Origin of the sequence: Rhizobium rhododendri, from assembly GCF_007000325.2 — a bacterium.
In the GTDB taxonomy this organism is placed as follows: Bacteria; Pseudomonadota; Alphaproteobacteria; order Rhizobiales; family Rhizobiaceae; genus Rhizobium; species Rhizobium rhododendri.
Map to the genome: position 1 here is coordinate 1,253,528 of NZ_CP117267.1, position 18,968 is coordinate 1,272,495.

The 18,968-nt window shown below is 60.3% G+C and carries 20 protein-coding genes and 1 tRNA gene; 16 read left to right on the forward strand and 5 right to left on the reverse strand.

The window, feature by feature from the left end:
* The 4 genes from PR018_RS06250 (at position 1) to PR018_RS06265 (ending at position 3,504) form a co-directional block, all read left to right on the forward strand.
* Entirely contained in the window at positions 1 to 315 is a 315-nt protein-coding gene (locus PR018_RS06250; RefSeq protein WP_142822590.1) for a DUF2849 domain-containing protein, read from the forward strand.
* 8 nt (positions 316 to 323) lie between these two features.
* The gene (locus tag PR018_RS06255) at positions 324 to 1,994 is read left to right on the forward strand and encodes a nitrite/sulfite reductase (RefSeq protein ID WP_142822592.1); all 1,671 of its coding nucleotides are present in this window, start codon (positions 324 to 326) and stop codon (positions 1,992 to 1,994) included.
* Positions 1,995 to 2,003: 9 nt separating this feature from the next.
* A complete protein-coding gene (locus PR018_RS06260) occupies positions 2,004 to 2,516 on the forward strand; it encodes a DUF934 domain-containing protein (protein ID WP_142822594.1) in 513 nt (170 codons plus the stop codon).
* A gap of 175 nt (positions 2,517 to 2,691) precedes the next feature.
* The gene (locus PR018_RS06265; RefSeq protein WP_142822596.1) at positions 2,692 to 3,504 is read left to right on the forward strand and encodes a ferredoxin--NADP reductase; all 813 of its coding nucleotides are present in this window, start codon (positions 2,692 to 2,694) and stop codon (positions 3,502 to 3,504) included.
* A gap of 83 nt (positions 3,505 to 3,587) precedes the next feature.
* Here PR018_RS06265 and PR018_RS06270 read toward each other — a convergent pair whose 3' ends face one another.
* The 4 genes from PR018_RS06270 to PR018_RS06285 form a co-directional block, all read right to left on the reverse strand.
* On the reverse strand, positions 3,588 to 3,794 hold the full coding sequence (locus PR018_RS06270; RefSeq protein WP_142822598.1) for a hypothetical protein: 207 nt from the start codon (positions 3,792 to 3,794) through the stop codon (positions 3,588 to 3,590).
* Between the two features lie 32 nt (positions 3,795 to 3,826).
* Positions 3,827 to 4,081 (reverse strand): GlsB/YeaQ/YmgE family stress response membrane protein, encoded by a 255-nt coding sequence (locus tag PR018_RS06275; protein ID WP_111215590.1) that lies wholly within the window; start codon positions 4,079 to 4,081, stop codon positions 3,827 to 3,829.
* Between the two features lie 14 nt (positions 4,082 to 4,095).
* A complete protein-coding gene (locus PR018_RS06280) occupies positions 4,096 to 4,305 on the reverse strand; it encodes a hypothetical protein (RefSeq protein ID WP_142822600.1) in 210 nt (69 codons plus the stop codon).
* A gap of 38 nt (positions 4,306 to 4,343) precedes the next feature.
* Positions 4,344 to 4,419: transfer RNA gene (locus PR018_RS06285), tRNA-Lys, on the reverse strand.
* Between the two features lie 196 nt (positions 4,420 to 4,615).
* On the opposite strand from PR018_RS06285, the gene PR018_RS06290 reads away from it, so the two are divergent.
* Positions 4,616 to 5,368, forward strand: a complete 753-nt coding sequence (locus PR018_RS06290; protein WP_142822601.1) for a cytochrome c biogenesis CcdA family protein — start codon at positions 4,616 to 4,618, stop codon at positions 5,366 to 5,368.
* A 45-nt stretch (positions 5,369 to 5,413) separates the two neighbouring features.
* Complete coding sequence (locus PR018_RS06295) at positions 5,414 to 6,376, forward strand: AEC family transporter (protein WP_142822603.1); 963 nt, start codon at positions 5,414 to 5,416, stop codon at positions 6,374 to 6,376.
* On the opposite strand, the gene PR018_RS06300 is transcribed toward PR018_RS06295, so the two are convergent.
* Complete coding sequence (locus tag PR018_RS06300) at positions 6,344 to 7,555, reverse strand: UbiH/UbiF family hydroxylase (RefSeq protein ID WP_142828851.1); 1,212 nt, start codon at positions 7,553 to 7,555, stop codon at positions 6,344 to 6,346. The two genes, PR018_RS06295 and PR018_RS06300, sit on opposite strands and share 33 nt — an antisense overlap.
* Before the next feature lie 202 nt (positions 7,556 to 7,757).
* Between PR018_RS06300 and pcsA the strand changes: the two genes are divergently transcribed.
* The 10 genes from pcsA to PR018_RS06350 all read left to right on the forward strand — a co-directional run bounded on the left by pcsA (position 7,758) and on the right by PR018_RS06350 (position 18,891).
* On the forward strand, positions 7,758 to 8,483 hold the full coding sequence (pcsA, locus tag PR018_RS06305; RefSeq protein WP_111215597.1) for a phosphatidylcholine synthase: 726 nt from the start codon (positions 7,758 to 7,760) through the stop codon (positions 8,481 to 8,483).
* Positions 8,484 to 8,673: 190 nt separating this feature from the next.
* Positions 8,674 to 10,248: an ABC transporter ATP-binding protein gene (locus PR018_RS06310; RefSeq protein ID WP_142822608.1), complete on the forward strand. Its 1,575-nt coding sequence runs from the start codon at positions 8,674 to 8,676 to the stop codon at positions 10,246 to 10,248.
* Positions 10,238 to 11,332 carry an ABC transporter permease gene (locus tag PR018_RS06315; protein ID WP_142822610.1) on the forward strand — a complete coding sequence of 365 codons (1,095 nt, stop codon included), beginning with the start codon at positions 10,238 to 10,240 and terminating at the stop codon, positions 11,330 to 11,332. Before PR018_RS06310 ends, PR018_RS06315 begins: the two co-directional genes overlap by 11 nt.
* The gene (locus PR018_RS06320) at positions 11,329 to 12,249 is read left to right on the forward strand and encodes an ABC transporter permease (protein WP_142822612.1); all 921 of its coding nucleotides are present in this window, start codon (positions 11,329 to 11,331) and stop codon (positions 12,247 to 12,249) included. The genes PR018_RS06315 and PR018_RS06320 overlap by 4 nt, the downstream gene beginning before the upstream one ends.
* Before the next feature lie 52 nt (positions 12,250 to 12,301).
* Positions 12,302 to 13,375: a BMP family ABC transporter substrate-binding protein gene (locus PR018_RS06325; protein ID WP_142822613.1), complete on the forward strand. Its 1,074-nt coding sequence runs from the start codon at positions 12,302 to 12,304 to the stop codon at positions 13,373 to 13,375.
* 145 nt (positions 13,376 to 13,520) lie between these two features.
* A complete protein-coding gene (gene ytfQ, locus PR018_RS06330) occupies positions 13,521 to 14,483 on the forward strand; it encodes a galactofuranose ABC transporter, galactofuranose-binding protein YtfQ (protein ID WP_142822615.1) in 963 nt (320 codons plus the stop codon).
* 120 nt (positions 14,484 to 14,603) lie between these two features.
* A complete protein-coding gene (gene ytfR, locus PR018_RS06335) occupies positions 14,604 to 16,127 on the forward strand; it encodes a galactofuranose ABC transporter, ATP-binding protein YtfR (protein WP_142822617.1) in 1,524 nt (507 codons plus the stop codon).
* On the forward strand, positions 16,124 to 17,167 hold the full coding sequence (locus PR018_RS06340) for an ABC transporter permease (protein WP_142822618.1): 1,044 nt from the start codon (positions 16,124 to 16,126) through the stop codon (positions 17,165 to 17,167). The genes ytfR and PR018_RS06340 overlap by 4 nt, the downstream gene beginning before the upstream one ends.
* A complete protein-coding gene (gene yjfF / locus PR018_RS06345; RefSeq protein ID WP_142822620.1) occupies positions 17,164 to 18,132 on the forward strand; it encodes a galactofuranose ABC transporter, permease protein YjfF in 969 nt (322 codons plus the stop codon). The genes PR018_RS06340 and yjfF overlap by 4 nt, the downstream gene beginning before the upstream one ends.
* A 12-nt stretch (positions 18,133 to 18,144) precedes the next feature.
* Entirely contained in the window at positions 18,145 to 18,891 is a 747-nt protein-coding gene (locus PR018_RS06350) for a FadR/GntR family transcriptional regulator (RefSeq protein WP_142822622.1), read from the forward strand.
* Positions 18,892 to 18,968 lie beyond the last annotated feature (77 nt).

Sequence of the window (18,968 nt, forward strand, 5' to 3'; positions counted from 1 at the left end):
ATGGCAGACAAGGTCCTGACCGCTAACCGCCTGACGGACGGCATTTCCGTCTGGCTTGACGCCAACGGCCAGTGGGCCACGTCTTTGCAGGAAGCGCTTGTCGCGCGCCATGCCGAGGCTGTGGCTGCCCTCGAGGCGATTGGCAAACAGTCCTATGCGGATAACAAGGTCGTTGACGTCAATCTCATCGACGTTCAAGAAACGGACGGTGTCCTGTGGCCGTTGCGTCTTCGCGAGCGCATCCGCGCCGAGGGCCCGACCATGGAATACGCACCGGGCTATCCGGTCGCCGATCCCAAATTCATTGATGCCTGAGGAAGACGATGTATCGCTACGACGAATTTGACCATGCCTTTGTCGCCGAACGCGTCGCCCAGTTTCGCGATCAGGTCGAGCGCCGGCTCTCCGGCGAACTGTCCGAGGATGCCTTCAAGCCGCTGCGCCTGATGAACGGCGTATATCTGCAGCTCCACGCGTACATGCTGCGCATCGCCATTCCCTACGGCACGCTTAGCTCCAAGCAGATGCGTATGCTGGCGCATGTGGCGCGCACCTATGACCGCGGTTACGGCCACTTCACCACGCGCCAGAACCTGCAGTTCAACTGGCCGAAGCTTTCCGACATGCCGGCGGTTCTCGACGACCTGTCGAAGGTCGAGATGCATGCCATCCAGACATCTGGCAACTGTATTCGCAACGTCACCGCAGACCATTTTGCCGGCGCCGCGGCCGACGAAGTTGCCGATCCGCGCCCCTATGCCGAAATCCTGCGCCAGTGGTCGTCCGTTCATCCGGAATTCTCGCTGCTGCCGCGCAAGTTCAAGATTGCCGTCACCGGCGCCGAGCGCGACCGTGCCGCCATCCAGGTGCACGACATCGGCCTGCACCTGAAGAAGAACGACAAGGGTGAGATCGGTTTTGCCGTCTATGTCGGCGGTGGCCAGGGTCGCACGCCGATGATCGCCAAGCTGATCCGCGAATTCCTGCCGGAAGAGGATCTGCTGTCCTACACGACGGCTATCATGCGCGTGTACAATCTGCACGGCCGCCGCGACAACAAGTATAAGGCGCGCATCAAGATCCTGGTGCACGAGACCGGTGCCGAGGAGCTCGCCCGCCAGGTGGAGGTCGAGTTCGCGCAGCTGAAGGACACGGAACTGAGATTGCCGGAGGCCGACGTCCAGGCAATAACATCCTATTTCGCACTGCCTGACATGCCGGAGCGTCCCGAAGGCTGGGAAAGCCTGGCGCGTTGGAAGAAGGCCGATCCGGATTTTGCCCGCTGGGTCCAGCAAAACGTCCAGCCGCACAAGAACCCCGACTATGGCATGGTGACGATCTCCCTGAAGCCGATCGGCGGCATACCGGGCGATGCGACCGATGCGCAGATGGAAATCGTCGCCGACATCGCCGAGGAATTCGCCTTCGACGAGATCCGCGTCAGCCATGAGCAGAACCTCATTCTGCCGCACGTGGCACTGGCGGATCTGGAATCGGTCTATCGCCGACTGCAGGGCACCGGTCTCGAAACGGCCAATGCCGGGTTGATCACCGATATTATTGCCTGTCCCGGGCTGGACTACTGCGCGCTGGCCAATGCCCGTTCGATCCCGCTGGCGCAGGAAATCTCCACGCGCTTCGGCTCGTTCAAGCGTCAGGCGGAAATCGGTGAATTGAAGATCAAGATTTCCGGTTGCATCAACGCCTGCGGCCATCATCATGTCGGTCACATCGGCCTGCTCGGCGTCGAGAAGAAGGGCGCGGAGCTTTACCAGATCACGCTCGGCGGCTCCGGCGACGAAAACACATCCATCGGAGAAATCATCGGTCGCGGTTTCGATCCGGACAAGGTGACCGATGCCATCGAGACGCTGGTCAATACCTATCTCGGTCTGAGGCTGGATCCGTCCGAGATTTTCCTCGCCGCCTACAGGCGTGTCGGGCCGCAGCCCTTCAAGGAAGCGCTCTACGGCTCGGCAGCGGAAGCGGCATAGGGGATGGCCATGACACGTATCTGGAGAGAGACCGGTTTTGTCGACAACGATCCTTGGGTCGCCGAAACCGAAGAAGTCCAAGCAACGGAAAGCCAGACCCGGCTGCTCGACATCGACACGTTGGTGGCACGCGCCGAGGAAAGCAATGACGTCGGTCTCGGCGTGCTGTTGAAGCCTGCCGACGACGTCCTGCGGCTGGAGCCCTATCTCGATCGTCTTGCCATCGTCGCCGTATCGTTTCCGGCTTTCAACGATGGTCGTGGGTTCAGCCAGGCCTCGCTGCTTCGCCAGAGGCTCGGCTACGCCGGCGAGGTTCGCGCCATGGGAGACGTGCTGATCGACCAGGTGCCGCTGATGCTGCGCTGCGGTTTCGACAGCTTTTCCGTGACCAATGCGACGGCCTTGAAGCGCCTTTCGGAAAATAGGCTGCCCGGGATCCAGTACCACTACCAGCCGACGGCCCAGCCGGCAGAGGCAGGGCAGGGTTACAGCTGGCGCCGGATCTCGCCGAAGACGGCCTGATACTGGTTGCGCTTGACCGCATCGCGGTGTCCTGCAGGCTTGAAACTTGACTAGTAGGTGCATATTTCCGCTCCTCGCTGCATTGCGGAACGGCATGCCTTCAAATTGCGGGCATTGTGGAATATCAGCCTGCGATCGATAGAAGTCGCACACGCATTATGGGATCTGAAATCGCATGAACGCCCCCACGACGACAGATGAGTTTGCATCGACCGTACCCGCCGGCGTTTTCGCCGAGACGGTTTTGAGTGTCACCCACTATACCGATCGCCTTTTCCGCTTCACTATGACGAGACCGCAAGGTTTCCGCTTTCGCTCGGGCGAGTTCGCGATGATCGGTCTGATGGTCGACGGCAAGCCGATTTACCGCGCCTATTCGATCGCCAGCCCGGCCTGGGCCGACGAACTCGAATTCTTCTCCATCAAGGTACCGGACGGTCCCCTGACGTCGCACCTGCAGGGCATCAAGCCTGGCGATCAGGTGCTCATGCGCAAGAAGCCCACGGGTACGCTGGTGCTTGATGCGCTCACCCCCGGAAAACGCCTCTATATGTTTTCCACCGGTACCGGCATCGCGCCGTTCGCCAGCCTTATCCGCGACCCAGAGACCTACGAGAAGTTCGACGAAGTCATCCTGACGCACACCTGCCGCGAAATCTCCGAGCTGAAATATGGATTCGATCTCGTCCACGAGATCCAGCACGACGAGTTGCTGAGCGAGATCGTCGGGTCGAAGCTTCGCCACTATGCGACTGTTACACGCGAGGATTTCGAGTATCGCGGCCGGATCACGGATCTCATCTCCTCCGGCAAGCTGTTCACCGATCTTGGCGTCCCGCCCATCGATCCCGCCATCGACCGCGGAATGATTTGCGGGTCTTCAGAGATGCTGAAAGAGACGAAGGAAATCCTGGAGAAGGCCGGTCTCGACGAAGGCGCCAACAACAAGCCGGGCGAGTTCGTCATCGAACGGGCATTCGTCGGGTGATCGTGGCCTAACCGCACAGCAAAAGGGCCGTGCGACGAACACACGGCCCTTTCTAGGACGCAAAACGCTATACGTTCAATCCCTTAGCGATCTACCGTCGTATCGGTTGCCGGCGGCCGTCTCTTGGCCGCCATGAGCAGGTCTAGTTCTGTCGAAGAAGGACCGAACTTGGTGAAGAGGCGCTCAGCCTCTTCTGCTTCGAGACTGTATTTCTCCGCAAACTCGCCGACGCTGTAAGGACGACCCCGGCTGACTTTGCGGTTGGTTGAAGCGATCGATATTTCCGTCATTTCGTTCTCCCCACAAAACGAAGTGCGTCAGGTTAGCGGCGAATAAGACGTCCGACGGCGATCAGGATGCAGGCGCCGATGAAGCCAGCGATCAGGTATGCAATCCAGCCGGTGCCGAGGCTGATGTGAAGTGCGCCGAGGATAAAGTTGGCGACGATAGCGCCGACGATACCGAGAATGATGTTCATGATGATGCCGGTGTTGCTTTTCATGAACATTTCGGCCAGCCAGCCTGCGAGGCCACCGATAACAATTGCTGCGATCCAACCAATTTGTGCGTCTTGCATAATATTCTCTCCGGTTAAGTAAAATCCCACGTAAAATGCACTTCACGCAGATTTGTTCCACGAGCGGCGTGAATTAAATGCGCCAATTCAACTCGGTAGCCGAAGATATTTGCTGCAGCGCAAACGCCGATGCGGTCAACGCTTTGTTTGGTAGACTTGGCAATCGATATTGAGGTGATCAATTTGGATCGGGAGATCGCTTCGTCACCTGCCTCGGCGATCAAGCGATTTGCTATGTCTCGGGAATGGAAAAATATTGAAGTGGTGGGCGGGATGGGACTCGAACCCATGACCATTCGATTAAAAGTCGAATGCTCTACCAGCTGAGCTACCCGCCCCACCGTTGGCCTTGGGTCTCTGAAACGACCCTGCCGGAAGTGCGCGGAACATAGGCAGACGTCCCGATGCGGTCAACCCGGAAAATCGTGCTTTTTCGTCGCACAAACCGGTTTTCTTCTGCCTTCCTCAAAAGGTGATTGGCTTTGGCGGAATGCCGGCGATAGGTAGGCGATCTCGCTGGATCTGGAGTGTTTCGTGTCGATTGCCGATATTTCGCTGCTCAGTGCTCTGCTGGCCGGTGCGTTGTCCTTCCTGTCGCCTTGCGTCCTGCCGCTGGTGCCGCCTTACCTCTGCTACATGGCGGGTATCTCGGTGGAGCAGTTTCGTGGCGGTAACGCAGTGGTCACGGATCGATCGCAGGTGCGCGGCGGCGTGCTGCTTTCGGCGCTGTTCTTCACGCTGGGTTTTTCCACCGTCTTCGTGGCGCTCGGTGCCGGGGCCTCGACTATCGGCCTGATGCTGCGCCAGCATCTCGATCTGCTGGCCCAGGTCGGCGGTTTCATCATCATTGTCATGGGGCTGAATTTCCTTGGCATCTTGCGGTTCGGCCTGCTGTCGCGTGAGGCGCGGTTCCAGGGAGGCGGCAAGCCTGCGACCTGGACCGGCGCCTATATCATGGGTCTGGCCTTTGCCTTCGGCTGGACGCCGTGCATCGGCCCGGTGCTGGGCGCTATCCTCGGAGTTGCCGCCTCGCGTGAAACCGTAGGTGCCGGAGCAGGGCTGTTGGCCGTCTATTCGCTGGGCCTTGCCGTGCCGTTCTGGATTGCCGCCGGATTTTCGGGCGCCTTCATGGGCTTTCTAGCCCGCTTCCGCCGTCATCTCGGCCTGGTCGAAAAGGTGATGGGGGCGTTCCTGGTGCTGACCGGGCTGGCCTTCATGTTCGGCTTCGTCAGTCAAGCCGCGATCTGGTTCCAGCAGACCTTTCCCATCCTCATGCAAATCGGGTAGCAAGGCGAACTAATATTCTCCTGCTTTTCGAATCGGAAATGCCTGATGGCTGACATTGTCGGTCTGCTTTTACCGTTTTTCGGCCTGATCCTGATCGGTGCGATCGCGGCGCGCATTACGAAGCAGCCGGCCGAGGCTCTTGGCTGGCTCAACACCTTCATCGTCTATGCTGCTCTGCCGGCGCTTTTCTTCAAATTGGTGTCGCAGACGCCGATCGAGCAATTGACGCGCCTGGGCTTCATCGGCACCGATCTGGCGGCGACCTATTCCATCTTTGTCCTGCTGCTCATCGTCGGGCGGTTCGTGCGACGAAACTCGTTGCCGGAAAGTACGATGCAGGCCTTTGCCGGGGCCTATGGCAATATCGGCTATATGGGGCCGGCCCTGGCGCTGCTGGCCTTTGGCGAGAAGGCTGCAGTGCCGGTGGCGCTGATCGTCTGCCTGGAGAATGCGCTACATTTCATCGTTGCACCGGCGCTGATGGCAATCGAGGGAAAGGACAAAAGGACGAAGGCGCGTCTTGCTTGCGACGTCGCGCGAAAGGTCCTGTTTCACCCCTTCATCCTGTCCACGGCGCTCGGGTTTGTCGCTGCCGCAACCGCTGTAGATCAGCCATTGGCGTTCCGCCGGTTCGTCGACTATCTCGCGCAGGCTGCAGCGCCTTGCGCCCTGTTTGCGATGGGTGTCACCCTTGCGTTGCGGCCACTGCGGCGTATTCCGGCAGAGATCGGCTACATCGTGCCAGCCAAGCTCATTCTTCACCCGCTTGTCGTCTACCTGGCACTGGAGGCGGTCGGCGGCATAGAGCCGATCTGGATCTATTCCGCCGTACTGCTCGCCGCGTTACCGACTGCCACGAATGTCTTCGTCATGAGCCAGCAATACGGTGTCTGGCAGGAGCGTGCGTCGGCGACCATCCTTATCAGCACGGCGGCCTCGATCGTCACGGTGTCGGCGATCCTCTATATGATCCGCTCAGGAAGCCTGCCGGCGCAGCTTTTCCATTAGGAACGTGGGGATAAAGCGCAAGCCTTTACCGGGCTCGATGCCTTCGCGCATGACGATGTTGCGCAGTGGCGTCAGCGAGGCGAGCACATGCAATCCCGCTGCTCGAAGCACTTGTACCGGCAGGAAATCCGACAGAAGAGAACGGTTGAGCAAATCGACGCTTGCTGTCCGGCTGAGGATATCGGCACGCCGCTTGCGGTCGAAGCGATCGCCTGAAAGCGGTGAAATTGCCTCCTGCGGATTGTCGCAAAGAATGTCGGTGAGCGCCATGATATCGCGCAGGCTGAGGTTGAGGCCTTGCGCGCCGATGGGCGGGAACACATGGGCTGCTTCGCCGATCAGCGCCGCGCGACCCTTGCCGAAATGCGCAGCGGTCATCCCGGAAAGTGGCCACACCTGCACGCCGTCCGCGACCGTCACCTTGCCCAGCAGCGACTGCATCCGTTCCTCGACGAGGACGCTAAGATCTTCAGGCGTCCTGGCTGCATTGCGCGCAGCCTCGTCCGGCTTCTGGACCCAGACCAGGCTCGATCGGTTGCCGGGAAGGGGCACCTGCGTGAATGGCCCGCTCTCGGTGTGGAATTCGGTAGAGACGTTACGATGGGGAAGGGAATGCTCGAAATTCAGCACCATCGCAGACTGCGGGTAGGACCAGGTCTTTACCGAGATGTCGGCAGCGTCTCTCACCATCGAACTCCGACCATCGGCGCCGACGACGAAATCGGATCGCACGGTCTCACCGGTGTCGAGCGTCACGATGACACAATCGTCGCGGATGTCGATGCCAGCGGCTGTCGCCTCTACGGACCTGATGTTGCGTTCTTCACTGACGGCCTTGGCAAGTGCGGCCAGCAGCACCGAGTTCGGCATGTTGTACCCAAATGCCTCGAGGCCGATCTCGGCTGAATGGAAAGCGACGGTGGGTGAGCGCAGGAGGCGGGTGGTGCCGTCGATGATCTGCATGGTCGTCAAGGCAGCGGTGGACGGTGCAATCTCCTGCCACACGCCCAGCCTCTCGAGAAAGCGAATCGACTGGTCCATCAAAGCCGTGGTGCGCCGATCGGTTTTCGCCGGCGCCGGCGCGACGAAGGCAACTTGCCTGCCACCGCGGCCAAGCGCAATGGCGGCAATCATGCCAGCAGGGCCACCGCCGACAATCGTGATATCCATCTGCTCCATAGGTCCCGTCCTGTTGTTTCAGGCATCAGAGGTAGTCTCTCGCACCGGCGAAATCCATGGGATGAAATGGCGCAGGCAGCGAAAATCGGCGGGCACAACGGTTATAAATTGTGCTTTTGCGCTGGCAGCGTTGAACAAAGGATGCATATTGGGCAAAACATGCCTGCCGGGACGGGCTGATAGGGTGGCGATACGGGGACGCATGAAAATCTTTAAGTACAGGCGGGTGCCTTATGCGGAGATCCGTGCGTTCTCCGTCCACATCCTGACAGCCTCCGGCTCGTTCCTGGCGTTCCTCGGCGTCGTGGCGGCGGCCGAGCATCGTTTCGTGGTGATGTTCTGGTGGCTCGGGCTGGCACTGCTGGTGGACGGGATAGACGGTCCCATCGCCAGAAAGGTGCGCGTCAAGGAGGTCCTGCCGAACTGGTCGGGCGATACGCTCGACAACATCATCGACTATGTGACCTATGTCCTGCTGCCGGCCTTTGCGCTTTACGAGAGCGGCATGATCGGCGAGCCGCTTTCCTTTGCCGCCGCCGGCATGATCGTCGTCTCGAGCGCGATCTACTACGCCGACACCGGCATGAAGACGGAAGAGTATTTCTTCTCCGGCTTCCCCGTCGTCTGGAACATGGTGGTATTCACGCTTTTCGTCATCCAGCCCGGAGCGACGACCGCCATGGTCATCGTCAGTTTCTCGGTCGTGCTGACATTCCTGCCGATCAATTTTCTTCATCCGGTGCGCGTCAAGCGGCTGCGACCGCTCAATCTCTTCGTGTTCCTGCTGTGGTCGGCGCTCGGCATCTATTCGCTGCTGAGGGACTTCGTCATGCCCCAGTGGGCCCTCGTCCTGTTCATCCTGAGCGGCATCTATCTCTATTGCATCGGTGCCGTTCTGCAGTTCTTCCCGTCACTCGGTCGCCGCTGACGGGAAGTTCATCCACAGGATGAGCTTCGAGCCATTATTTGCTGTTGTGCAAAGCAACAAAGTCGGTATCAATATCAACCAGACGTCGCCGTGGCCCGTGCTTGCGGTTGCATGAGAACAGAGTGGAACGAGACTGCTGAGGCCTAGAAGATCCTGAGAGGACGAGGGCTGCAGGGAAAATGAGGAATCCGTGTCGTCATCCGATGCGTCGCCGAACGGCGCGTTACTGTCGGTCCGAAAGCTGACGAAACTGTTTGGCAGTTTCGCTGCCTGCAACGAAATAGATATCGACATCCAGCCCGGCGAAATTCATGCGCTGCTAGGCGAAAACGGCGCGGGCAAGTCGACGCTCGTCAAGATGCTGTTCGGCGTCCTGGAGCCCAGCGACGGCGATATCGTCTGGCAGGGCAACGCTGTGTCGATCCCTTCGCCCGGCGACGCCCGCAGGCTCGGCATCGGCATGGTATTCCAGCATTTTTCCCTGTTCGAGGCGCTGACGGTGGCCGAGAACATCGCACTTTCGCTGGACGACAATATCCCGATTGCCAAGATCGCCGAGGAAGCCGCCGCCCTGTCAGAGGCGTACGGACTGCCGCTCGACCCCTTTGCCCATGTTGCCGATCTCTCCGTTGGCGAACGCCAGAGGATCGAGATCGTCCGGGCGCTGCTGCAGAACCCGAAACTGATCATTCTCGATGAACCGACGTCGGTGCTGACGCCGCAGGAGGCCGATCGCCTGTTCGAAACGCTGTTCAAGCTGCGTGCGGAAGGTCGCTCGGTGCTTTACATCAGCCATCGTCTTGAAGAAGTGCAGCGTATCTGCGACCGCGCCACCGTGCTGCGCCATGGGCGCGTCACCGGCGCCTGCGATCCGAAGCAGGAGACGACAGGCTCGCTGGCGCGCATGATGGTCGGCAGCGACGTTGCCAGCATCAAGCACGGCGATCGCGGCGAAAAGGGCGAGATCCAGCTCGAGATTGCCGGTCTTTCCGTGCACGCGCGAACGCCGTTCGCCATTTCGCTGAGCCAGGTGTCGCTCCGCGTCCGCGCCGGCGAAATCCTTGCTATCGCCGGGGTTGCCGGCAACGGCCAGGGCGAACTTTTCGACGTCATCTCCGGCGAGTTCCCGGTGGTCTCCGACGACCTTATTTTCATCCGCGGCGAGCCGGTGGGGACAAGGGGCATAACCGCCCGCCGCCTGCTTGGCGCCGGTTTCGTGCCCGAGGAGCGCCACGGCCACGCTGCCGTCACGACCCTAAGCCTTTCCGACAATCTGGTGCTGGCCCGCAGCCAGTCCGACCGCAAGGCGTTTCTCGGCGGCGGCGCGTTGCAGATCATTCGTCGCGCTGCGGTGACGCTGGCGACAAAGCGGATTTCCGAGGCCATGGACGTGCGCAAGAGCGGCGAAGACCCGATGGCCGGCTCGCTCTCCGGCGGCAACCTGCAGAAGTTCATCGTCGGTCGTGAGCTCGATCGCCAGCCGGACGTGCTAGTTGTCAACCAGCCCACCTGGGGTGTCGACGCCGGCGCTGCGAGCCGTATCCGCCAAGCCCTGGTCGATCTCGCCAAGGCCGGATCGGCGGTACTGGTGATCAGCCAGGACCTCGACGAAATCTTCGAGGTCGCCACCGAGATTGCCGTCATATCGGACGGGCATCTGTCCCCGTCCTATCCGGCAGGCGAGATGACACGTGAAAAGATAGGACTGTTGATGGGTGGCACCCACGGCGTGTCGACAGAGGCGGAGCCGGCCCATGCGCATTGAACTCGAGAAGCGCGGCGGAGTCTCCAGGCTGTTCGGCCTGCTGTCGCCGCTTCTGGCCCTGCTGCTCACCCTGATTGCCGGGGGCATCATGTTCCTGCTCCTCGGCAAGGATCCGCTCGGTTCGCTCTATGCTTTGCTCGTGGAACCGCTGTTCGATCCCTGGTCGCTGAACGAGCTTGCCAAGAAGGCCGCACCGCTGATCCTGATCGCCGTCGGCCTGTCGGTTTGCTACCGCTCGAACAACTGGAACATTGGCGCGGAAGGCCAGTACAGCGTCGGTGCCATCGTTGGCTCGATGATCCCCGTCTATTTCTACGACTGGCAGTCGCCGCTGGTCCTGCCGCTGATGCTGGTCATGGGCGCGCTCGGCGGCGCCCTGTTTGCGACGATCCCGGCACTGCTGAAGACGCATTTCAACACCAACGAAATTCTCACCAGCCTGATGCTCACCTATATCGCCCAGCTGTTTCTCGACTGGCTGACTCGCGGTCCCTGGCGCAATCCCGATGGGCACGGCTTTTACGGGACGCGCGATTTCACGCCAGACCAAGTGCTGCCGCCGATCTGGGACGATATCGTCACGGCCCATTGGGGACTGATATTCGCCATCGTTGCGGCGGTGCTCATCTGGTTCATGATGCGCTTTACCCTGAAGGGCTTCGAGGTCGTGGTACTCGGCCAATCCGAACGGGCAGGGCGGTTTGCCGGCTTTTCGCCCCGTAAGATGGTTTGGTTCAGCTTCATCCTCTCGGGTGCGCTGGCGGGCCTTGCAGGGATCTCCGAAGTTTCAGGCTCCATCGGCCATCTGCAGCCCGATATCTCGCCCAGCTACGGCTTCACGGCCATCATCGTCGCCTTTCTCGGCAGGCTCAATCCGCTCGGCATCATTGCATCGGGCTTCGTCCTGGCGCTCACCTACATCGGCGGCGAGGCGGCACAGTTGTCGATCGGTGTTTCGGACAAGGTGACGCGCGTCTTCCAAGGCTTCCTGCTGTTCTTCGTGCTCTCCTGCGATACGCTGATCTACTACAAGGTGCGCATCGTCTGGTCGCGCATCCGGGCCCGGACAGGAGCCGCATCATGACCTTTTTCGAAGCCGTCCTGCTGACCATCATCACCGCATCGACTCCGCTCGTCATTGCCGCCATCGGCGAACTGGTGACGGAGCGGGCCGGCGTCCTCAATCTCGGCGTCGAGGGCATGGTGGTCATCGGCTCCGTCAGCGCCTTCGCCGCAGCACAACTGAGCGGCTCCGCCTATATTGGATTGCTGGCAGGGATTGCCGGCGGCGCGTTTTTCTCGCTGCTGTTCAGCTTTCTCACCCTGACGCTGGTTGCAAACCAGGTGGCGACGGGGCTGGCGCTGACGATTATGGGGCTCGGCGCCTCCGGCATGATCGGCGAGTCCTATGTCAGCGTTCCCGGCATCCGGCTACTTCCGATCGAGATCCCGCTGCTGTCGCAAATACCCTACATCGGCACCGTGCTGTTCAAGCAGGACATCGTCTTTTACGTATCCATCTTGCTCGTCATCGCCGTCAACTGGTTCCTGTTCCGCAGCCGGGCGGGGCTTAAACTCCGAGCCATCGGCGACAGCCACGGATCGGCCCATGCCCTCGGCATTCCTGTCATCAGGACGCGCTATCTGGCCGTGATGTTCGGCGGTGCCTGCGCCGGGCTGGCTGGCGCGCAGCTGTCGCTGATCTATACGCCGCAATGGACGGAGAACATGTCCGGCGGCCGTGGCTGGATCGCCCTGGCGCTCGTGGTGTTCTCGTCCTGGCGTCCGTGGCGCATATTAGCGGGCGGCTACCTGTTCGGGGCGGTGACGATCCTGCAGCTGCATGCACAGGCGTTCGGCATCGGCATTCCAGCCCAGTTTCTGTCGATGCTTCCCTATGCGGCGACAGTGATCGTGCTTATCATCATTTCTCAAAATCGGCGTATGACTCTCATCAATACGCCGGCATCGCTCGGCAAATCCTTCGTGCCGGACCGGTGATAAAATGCCAGAAGACGGGCTCTCGCCAACTTTACAAACAACAGGGGTTCTTATGAAAAAAATTGCAATTGCACTGGCAGCAACCGCCGCCGTGATCATCGGTTTCGGCTCGTCGGCCGAAGCGGCTGGCAAGACCAAGGTCTGCTTCGTCTATGTCGGTTCCCACACCGACGGCGGCTGGTCGCAGGCCCACGACATGGGCCGCCTTGCGGTCGAAAAGGAATTCGGCAGCAAAGTCGAAACCGCCTACCTCGAAAACGTTGCCGAAGGCCCGGACTCCGAGCGCGCCATCGAGCGCATGGCCCGTTCGAATTGCTCGATCGTCTTCACGACGTCGTTCGGCTTCATGGACTCGACGGTTGCAGTTGCCAAGAAGTTCCCGAAGGTCAAGTTTGAACACGCGACCGGATTCAAGACTGCCGACAACCTCGCGACCTACAATTCGCGCTTCTACGAAGGCCGCTACATCAACGGCCAGATTGCCGGCAAGATGTCGAAGAAGGGTATCGCCGGATACATCGCAACCTTCCCGGTTCCGGAAGTCGTCATGGGCATCAACGCCTTCGAGCAGGGCGCCAAGTCGGTCAACCCGAATTTCAAGATGAAGGTCATCTGGATCAACACCTGGTTCGACCCGGGCAAGGAAGCCGATGCGGCAAAGGCGCTGATCGACCAGGGGGTCGACGTGCTGACCCAGCACACCGATACCACGGCACCGATGCAGGTTGCCGAACAGCGCGGCGTCTATGCTTTCGGTCAGTCCTCGGACATGATCAAGGCCGGCCCCAAGGTACAGCTGACGGCGATCGAGGACACCTGGGGTCCCTACTACATCAAGCGCGTCAAGGCGCTGATGGACGGCACCTGGAAGTCCGAGCAGTCCTTCGACGGACTGAAGGCCGGCAACCTCACCATGGCGCCTTACACCAACATGCCGGATGACGTGAAGAAGATGGCTGAAGACACCGAAGCCAAGATCAGGTCCGGAGAGCTTGCACCGTTTACCGGCCCGATAAACAAGCAGGACGGTACGCCTTGGCTCAAGGCTGGCGAGAAGGCCGACGACGGCACGCTGCTGGGCATGAACTTCTACGTCGAAGGCGTCGACGACAAACTGCCGAAGTGAACAGTATATTCCATTGAACTAACGGAAAGGGCGCCGATTTGGCGCCCTTTTTGCTGCAGTGCGTCACACTATCCGCATTTACAAAAGTATTACTATATGATTTTTTAACGTTGGCCGCGTGGAGGCGGCCCAATGGGAGGAAATCATGAGATTGAAGACCGCACTCGCGAGTGCAACAATTCTTGCTGCCTGCATGTTTAATTCGGCCTACGCCAAGCCATTGGTCGTCGGCTTCTCGCAGATCGGTTCCGAATCGGGCTGGCGCGCTGCCGAGACGACGCTGACGAAGAACGAAGCCAAGAAGCGCGGCATCGATCTGAAGTTTGCCGATGCGCAGCAGAAGCAGGAAAACCAGATCAAGGCCATCCGTTCCTTCATTGCCCAGGGCGTCGATGCCATCCTGATCGCGCCGATCGTTGCAACAGGCTGGGACGCTGTCCTGAAGGAAGCCAAGGAAGCCAAGATCCCGGTCATCCTGCTCGACCGTGACATCGACGCACCGAAGGACCTGTACCTGACGGCCGTTACCTCCGACCAGGTCTACGAAGGCAAGGTTGCCGGCGACTGGCTGGTAAAGACCGTCGGCACGAAGAAGTGCGATATCGTCGAGCTTCAGGGGACAACCGGTTCATCGCCTGCCATCGCCCGCAAGAAGGGCTTCGAGCAAGCCATTGCCGGCCATGACAACCTGAAGATCGTCCGCAGCCAGACTGGCGACTTTACCCGTTCCAAGGGCAAGGAAGTCATGGAAAGCTTCCTGAAGGCCGAAAATGGCGGCAAGGACATCTGCGCCGTCTACGCACATAACGACGACATGGCTGTCGGCGCCATCCAGGCAATCAAGGAAGCCGGCCTGAAGCCAGGCAAGGACATCCTCACAGTGTCGATCGACTCGGTGCCGGATCTGTTCAAGGCAATGGCAGCCGGCGAAGCCAATGCCACGGTCGAGCTGACGCCGAACATGGCGGGACCAGCCTTCGACGCTCTCGAAGCCTACCTGAAGGACAAGAAAGAGCCTAAGAAGTGGATCCAGACGGACTCCAAGCTCTACACGCAGGCTGACGACCCGCAGAAGGTCTACGAAGCCAAAAAGGGCCTCGGCTACTGATTTGAACCATAGAACCGCACCGGCCCATCATGGGCCGGTGCGGAACAGCCTTGGCATCGTATCGGACATCATGTCCGCCGCCGTGGCCTGAACGCTCAATATCAGGAAACATATCCTTCCATGGCTCACGATTTCGAGAACATTCTCGCGGCCACCGATTTCTGCAAATATTTCCCTGGCTCAACCGCCCTCGATCACGTCAATTTCACATTGCGACGCGGCGAAGTGCATGCGCTGCTCGGCGAAAACGGCGCAGGCAAATCGACGTTGATCAAATGCATGACCGGCGCCTACCGCCCCGATGCCGGCACCCTCGTTCTCGATGGTGCTGAAATCCAGCCACACGACACGCTGTCGGCGCAAAAGCTCGGGATCGGAACTGTCTATCAGGAAGTTAATCTGCTGCCCAACCTGAGCGTCGCCGAGAACCTGTTTCTAGGGCGTCAACCGCGCAAGTTTGGCATGGTCAGCAGCCGCAAGATGAACGAGCAGGCCCGTACGCTGCTGGCGCAATACGGCATCGATCTCGATGTCGGCCGACAGCTCGACCGCTTTTCCGTTGCCATCCAGCAGGTCATCGCCATCGCCCGTGCCGTCGATCTCTCCGGCAAGGTGCTGATCCTTGACGAGCCGACTGCCAGCCTCGACGCCCAGGAAGTTGCGATGCTTTTCGGCATCATCAAGAACCTGAGGGCTCGCGGCCTAGGCATTATATTCATTACGCATTTTCTCGAACAAGTGTTCGAGATCAGCGACCGTATCACTGTTCTTCGCAACGGCAAGCTGGTCGGGACGCGCGACCGCGAGGGACTGGAGCGCCAGGCCCTGATCGAGATGATGCTCGGCCGTGAGCTGGCCGCAGCCGAGGCTGCCGTCCGGGTGGATCAGGACGCTGCCGGGCCGGTCAAGTTCCAGTTCAGGAATTTCGGCAAGCGCGGCAAAATCATGCCGTTCGATCTCGATGTTCGCGCCGGCGAAGTGGTCGGCGTTGCCGGCCTGCTCGGCTCTGGCCGGACGGAGACGGCGGAGGTCATGTTCGGCGTCGAACGAGCCGACAGCGGCGAGGCGACGGCAGACGGCAAGCCCCTGGCACTGTCCACACCACGCGCTGCCATCAAGAGCGGCTTCGGCTTTTGCCCGGAAGACCGCAAGACCGACGGCATCATCGGCGACCTGTCGATCCGCGAAAATATCGTCGTGGCGCTGCAGGCACGCCGCGGCTGGGCGCGGCCCCTTGCACGGAGCGAACAGAACGCTATCGCCGACCGCTACATCAAGGCCCTCGATATTCGCACGACCGACCGCGAAAAGCCCATCCGGCTTCTGTCCGGCGGCAACCAGCAAAAGGCCATCCTTGCCCGCTGGCTGGCGACCAACCCGAGCTTCCTCATACTCGACGAGCCGACGCGCGGCATCGATGTGGGTGCGCATGCCGAGATCATCCATCTCATCGAGGATCTCTGCGCCCAAGGCATGTCGCTGATCGTCATCTCGTCCGAGCTCGACGAACTCGTCGCCTACAGCTCGCGCGTCGTCGTCTTGCGCGACCGCGAACACATCGCCGAACTGACCGGCGCCGAAATCTCGGCCAACCGCATCGTCGAGGCAATTGCCGGCACATCCAGCAAAAAGGTGGATGCATGACTTCCGCATTCAAGCCGCTGCTGATCAGGCTGGCTCCGCAGCTGATCGCACTCGCTCTCATTCTTCTATTGAATTTCATCATGTTCCCGCAGTTCTTTCATCTGGAAATTCAGAATGAGAGGCTTTACGGGAGCCTGATCGACGTCCTCAACCGCGGCGCGCCGGTGGCGCTGCTGGCAATTGGCATGACGCTGGTGATCGCCACCAAGGGCATCGATCTGTCGGTCGGTGCTGTCATCGCGATCTGCGGCGCTGTTGCGGCATCCTCGATCGTCTCGGGCAATTCGGTCGGCTACACCCTAGTGCTGGCACTGGGTACAGGTCTGCTCTGCGGCGTCTGGAACGGCTTCCTCGTCGCAGTCCTCGACATACAGCCGATCATCGCTACCCTGGTGCTGATGGTGGCAGGTCGCGGCATCGCCCAGTTGGTGACCGAAGGCGTCATAATGACCTTCAACAATGACGGGCTGATCTTTTTTGGCAGCGGCTCGATTGCAGCCCTGCCGATGCCGGTCGTCATCTGGATCGTCGCCGGCATCGTCATCACGCTGTTGGTGCGACGGACCGCGCTCGGCATGCTGGTCGAAGCCATCGGCATCAACAGGCGGGCGAGCACGCTGTCGGGCATCCAGACACCGGTGCTGCTGATGGCTGTCTATGCACTGAGCGGCCTATGCGCCTCGGTCGCAGGCGTCGTCGTCGCTGCGGACATCAAAGGCGCCGATGCGAATAATGCGGGCCTCTGGCTGGAGCTCGATGCGATCCTTGCTGTGGTCGTCGGTGGAAACTCACTGCTCGGCGGCCGGTTCAGCATCGTCGGCTCGTTGCTGGGTGCGATAATCATCCAGTCCGTCAATACGGGCATTCTGCTGTCGGGCTTTCCGCCGGAGTTCAATCTGGTGATCAAGGCGGTCATCGTGATCGTAATCCTCGTCATCCAGTCGCCGGCCCTGAAATCCGTCGGTATTTTCTTTACTCGCCGCCCGGAGCGGCAGGTCGATATACCCAAGCCCGATAGCCAGAGGGAGCCGGCCAAGTGAACTCCAAATACCTGCCCTTGCTGGCCACCATCGTCATCTTCATCCTGGCCTACGCGCTCTGCGCGGTCCAGTATCCGACCATCCTCTCGACCCGGGTCGTCGGCAACCTCTTTACCGACAATGCCTTCCTCGGTATCGCGGCCGTCGGCATGACCTTCGTCATCCTTTCCGGCGGCATCGATCTGTCGATCGGCTCTGTGATCGCCTTCACCGGCGTGTTTCTGGCAGTCGTGCTGCGCGATACATCGATCCATCCGCTGGTCGCATTTGCGATCGTGCTCCTCATCACCAGCACCTTCGGCGCCGCGATGGGGGCGACGATCCACTATCTGCAAATGCCGCCCTTCATCGTGACGCTTGCCGGCATGTTTCTGGCCCGTGGTATCGCCTTCGTGGTTTCGATCGATAGCATTCCGATCAACAACGACTTCTACACGCAGCTCAGCGATTTCTATCTGCTTCTGCCCGGCGGTGGCAGGTTGACGTGCATCGGTTTCATTATGCTCGTCGTCTTTGCTGTCGGCATGCTGCTCGCCCACCGCACGCGTTTCGGCGCAAACGTCTATGCGCTTGGCGGCGGAGTGCAGACGGCAGCGCTGATGGGCGTTCCGGTGGCACGCACGACCATCCTGATCTACGCGCTTTCCGGTTTCCTGGCAGGCCTCTCCGGGATCGTCTTCTCGCTCTACACCTCAGCCGGCTATTCGCTGGCAACGGTCGGGGTGGAGCTCGATGCGATTGCGGCCGTGGTGATCGGCGGCACGCTGCTCACGGGCGGCGCCGGCTTTGTCGGAGGCACGCTGATCGGTATCCTGATCCAGGGCCTCATCCAGACCTACATCACCTTCGACGGCACGCTGTCGAGCTGGTGGACCAAGATCCTCATCGGCTTTCTGCTTTTTGCCTTCATCCTGCTGCAAAAGGGCCTGCTCCTGCTGTCACGCTATAACCGGCGTTTTGCTTGAGAGGATAACAAGTTGCGCAGCCGTTTGATCGACAGACAACAGCCGAACGGCAAATCGCGGAACAGCCATTCCCAGGTCGTCGACGATCTCGGCAAGGCCATCGTCAGCGGCTCCTTCGCCGTTGGCGAGATCCTGCCCGGCGACGGCGATCTGCTGCAGCGCTTCAAGGTGTCGCGCACCGTGCTGCGGGAGAGCATGAAGACCCTGGCGGCCAAGGGGCTTGTCGTGCCGCGAGCGCGCGTCGGCACCAAGGTCACTGAAAAGATCCACTGGAACATGTTCGACAGCGAGGTGCTGACATGGCATTTCGACAGCGGTGTCAATCGTGAATTCCTGTTGCATCTCTATGACATACGGCTTGCTTTTGAACCTTTTGCTGCAGGTCTGGTGGCCGAGCGCGCCGTCGAGTCGGAGATCGAGGATCTGCGGCTGCTGGCGACCGAGATGGCGGCCACGAACCACACGAGAGACAGTCTCGCCGTCGCCGACCTCAAGTTCCACATGGCCATCGCCGATATCTCCCACAACCCGTTCATGCGGACGCTCGGAAGCCTGATCGAGGCGGCGCTGGTCGGAATGTTCCGGATGAGCACGCCGCCTTCGAGCGAGGGCTTCAGCAACATTTCAGTCACCCACATGCAGATCGTCGACGCCATCGGCGCCCGCGATGTGAAGGCGGCCCGTGCGGCCATGGAATATGTGATTCTCGATGGTCGCGGCCATGTGCTGGAGGCTTTCGAGGCGCTGAGCAAACCCTGATCGGCCATCGCTTTTTGCTCTTGGTACCGCTCCGGTCTAGCTGCTATGAGACGCCCAAGCGGTGTTGACCGCACCAG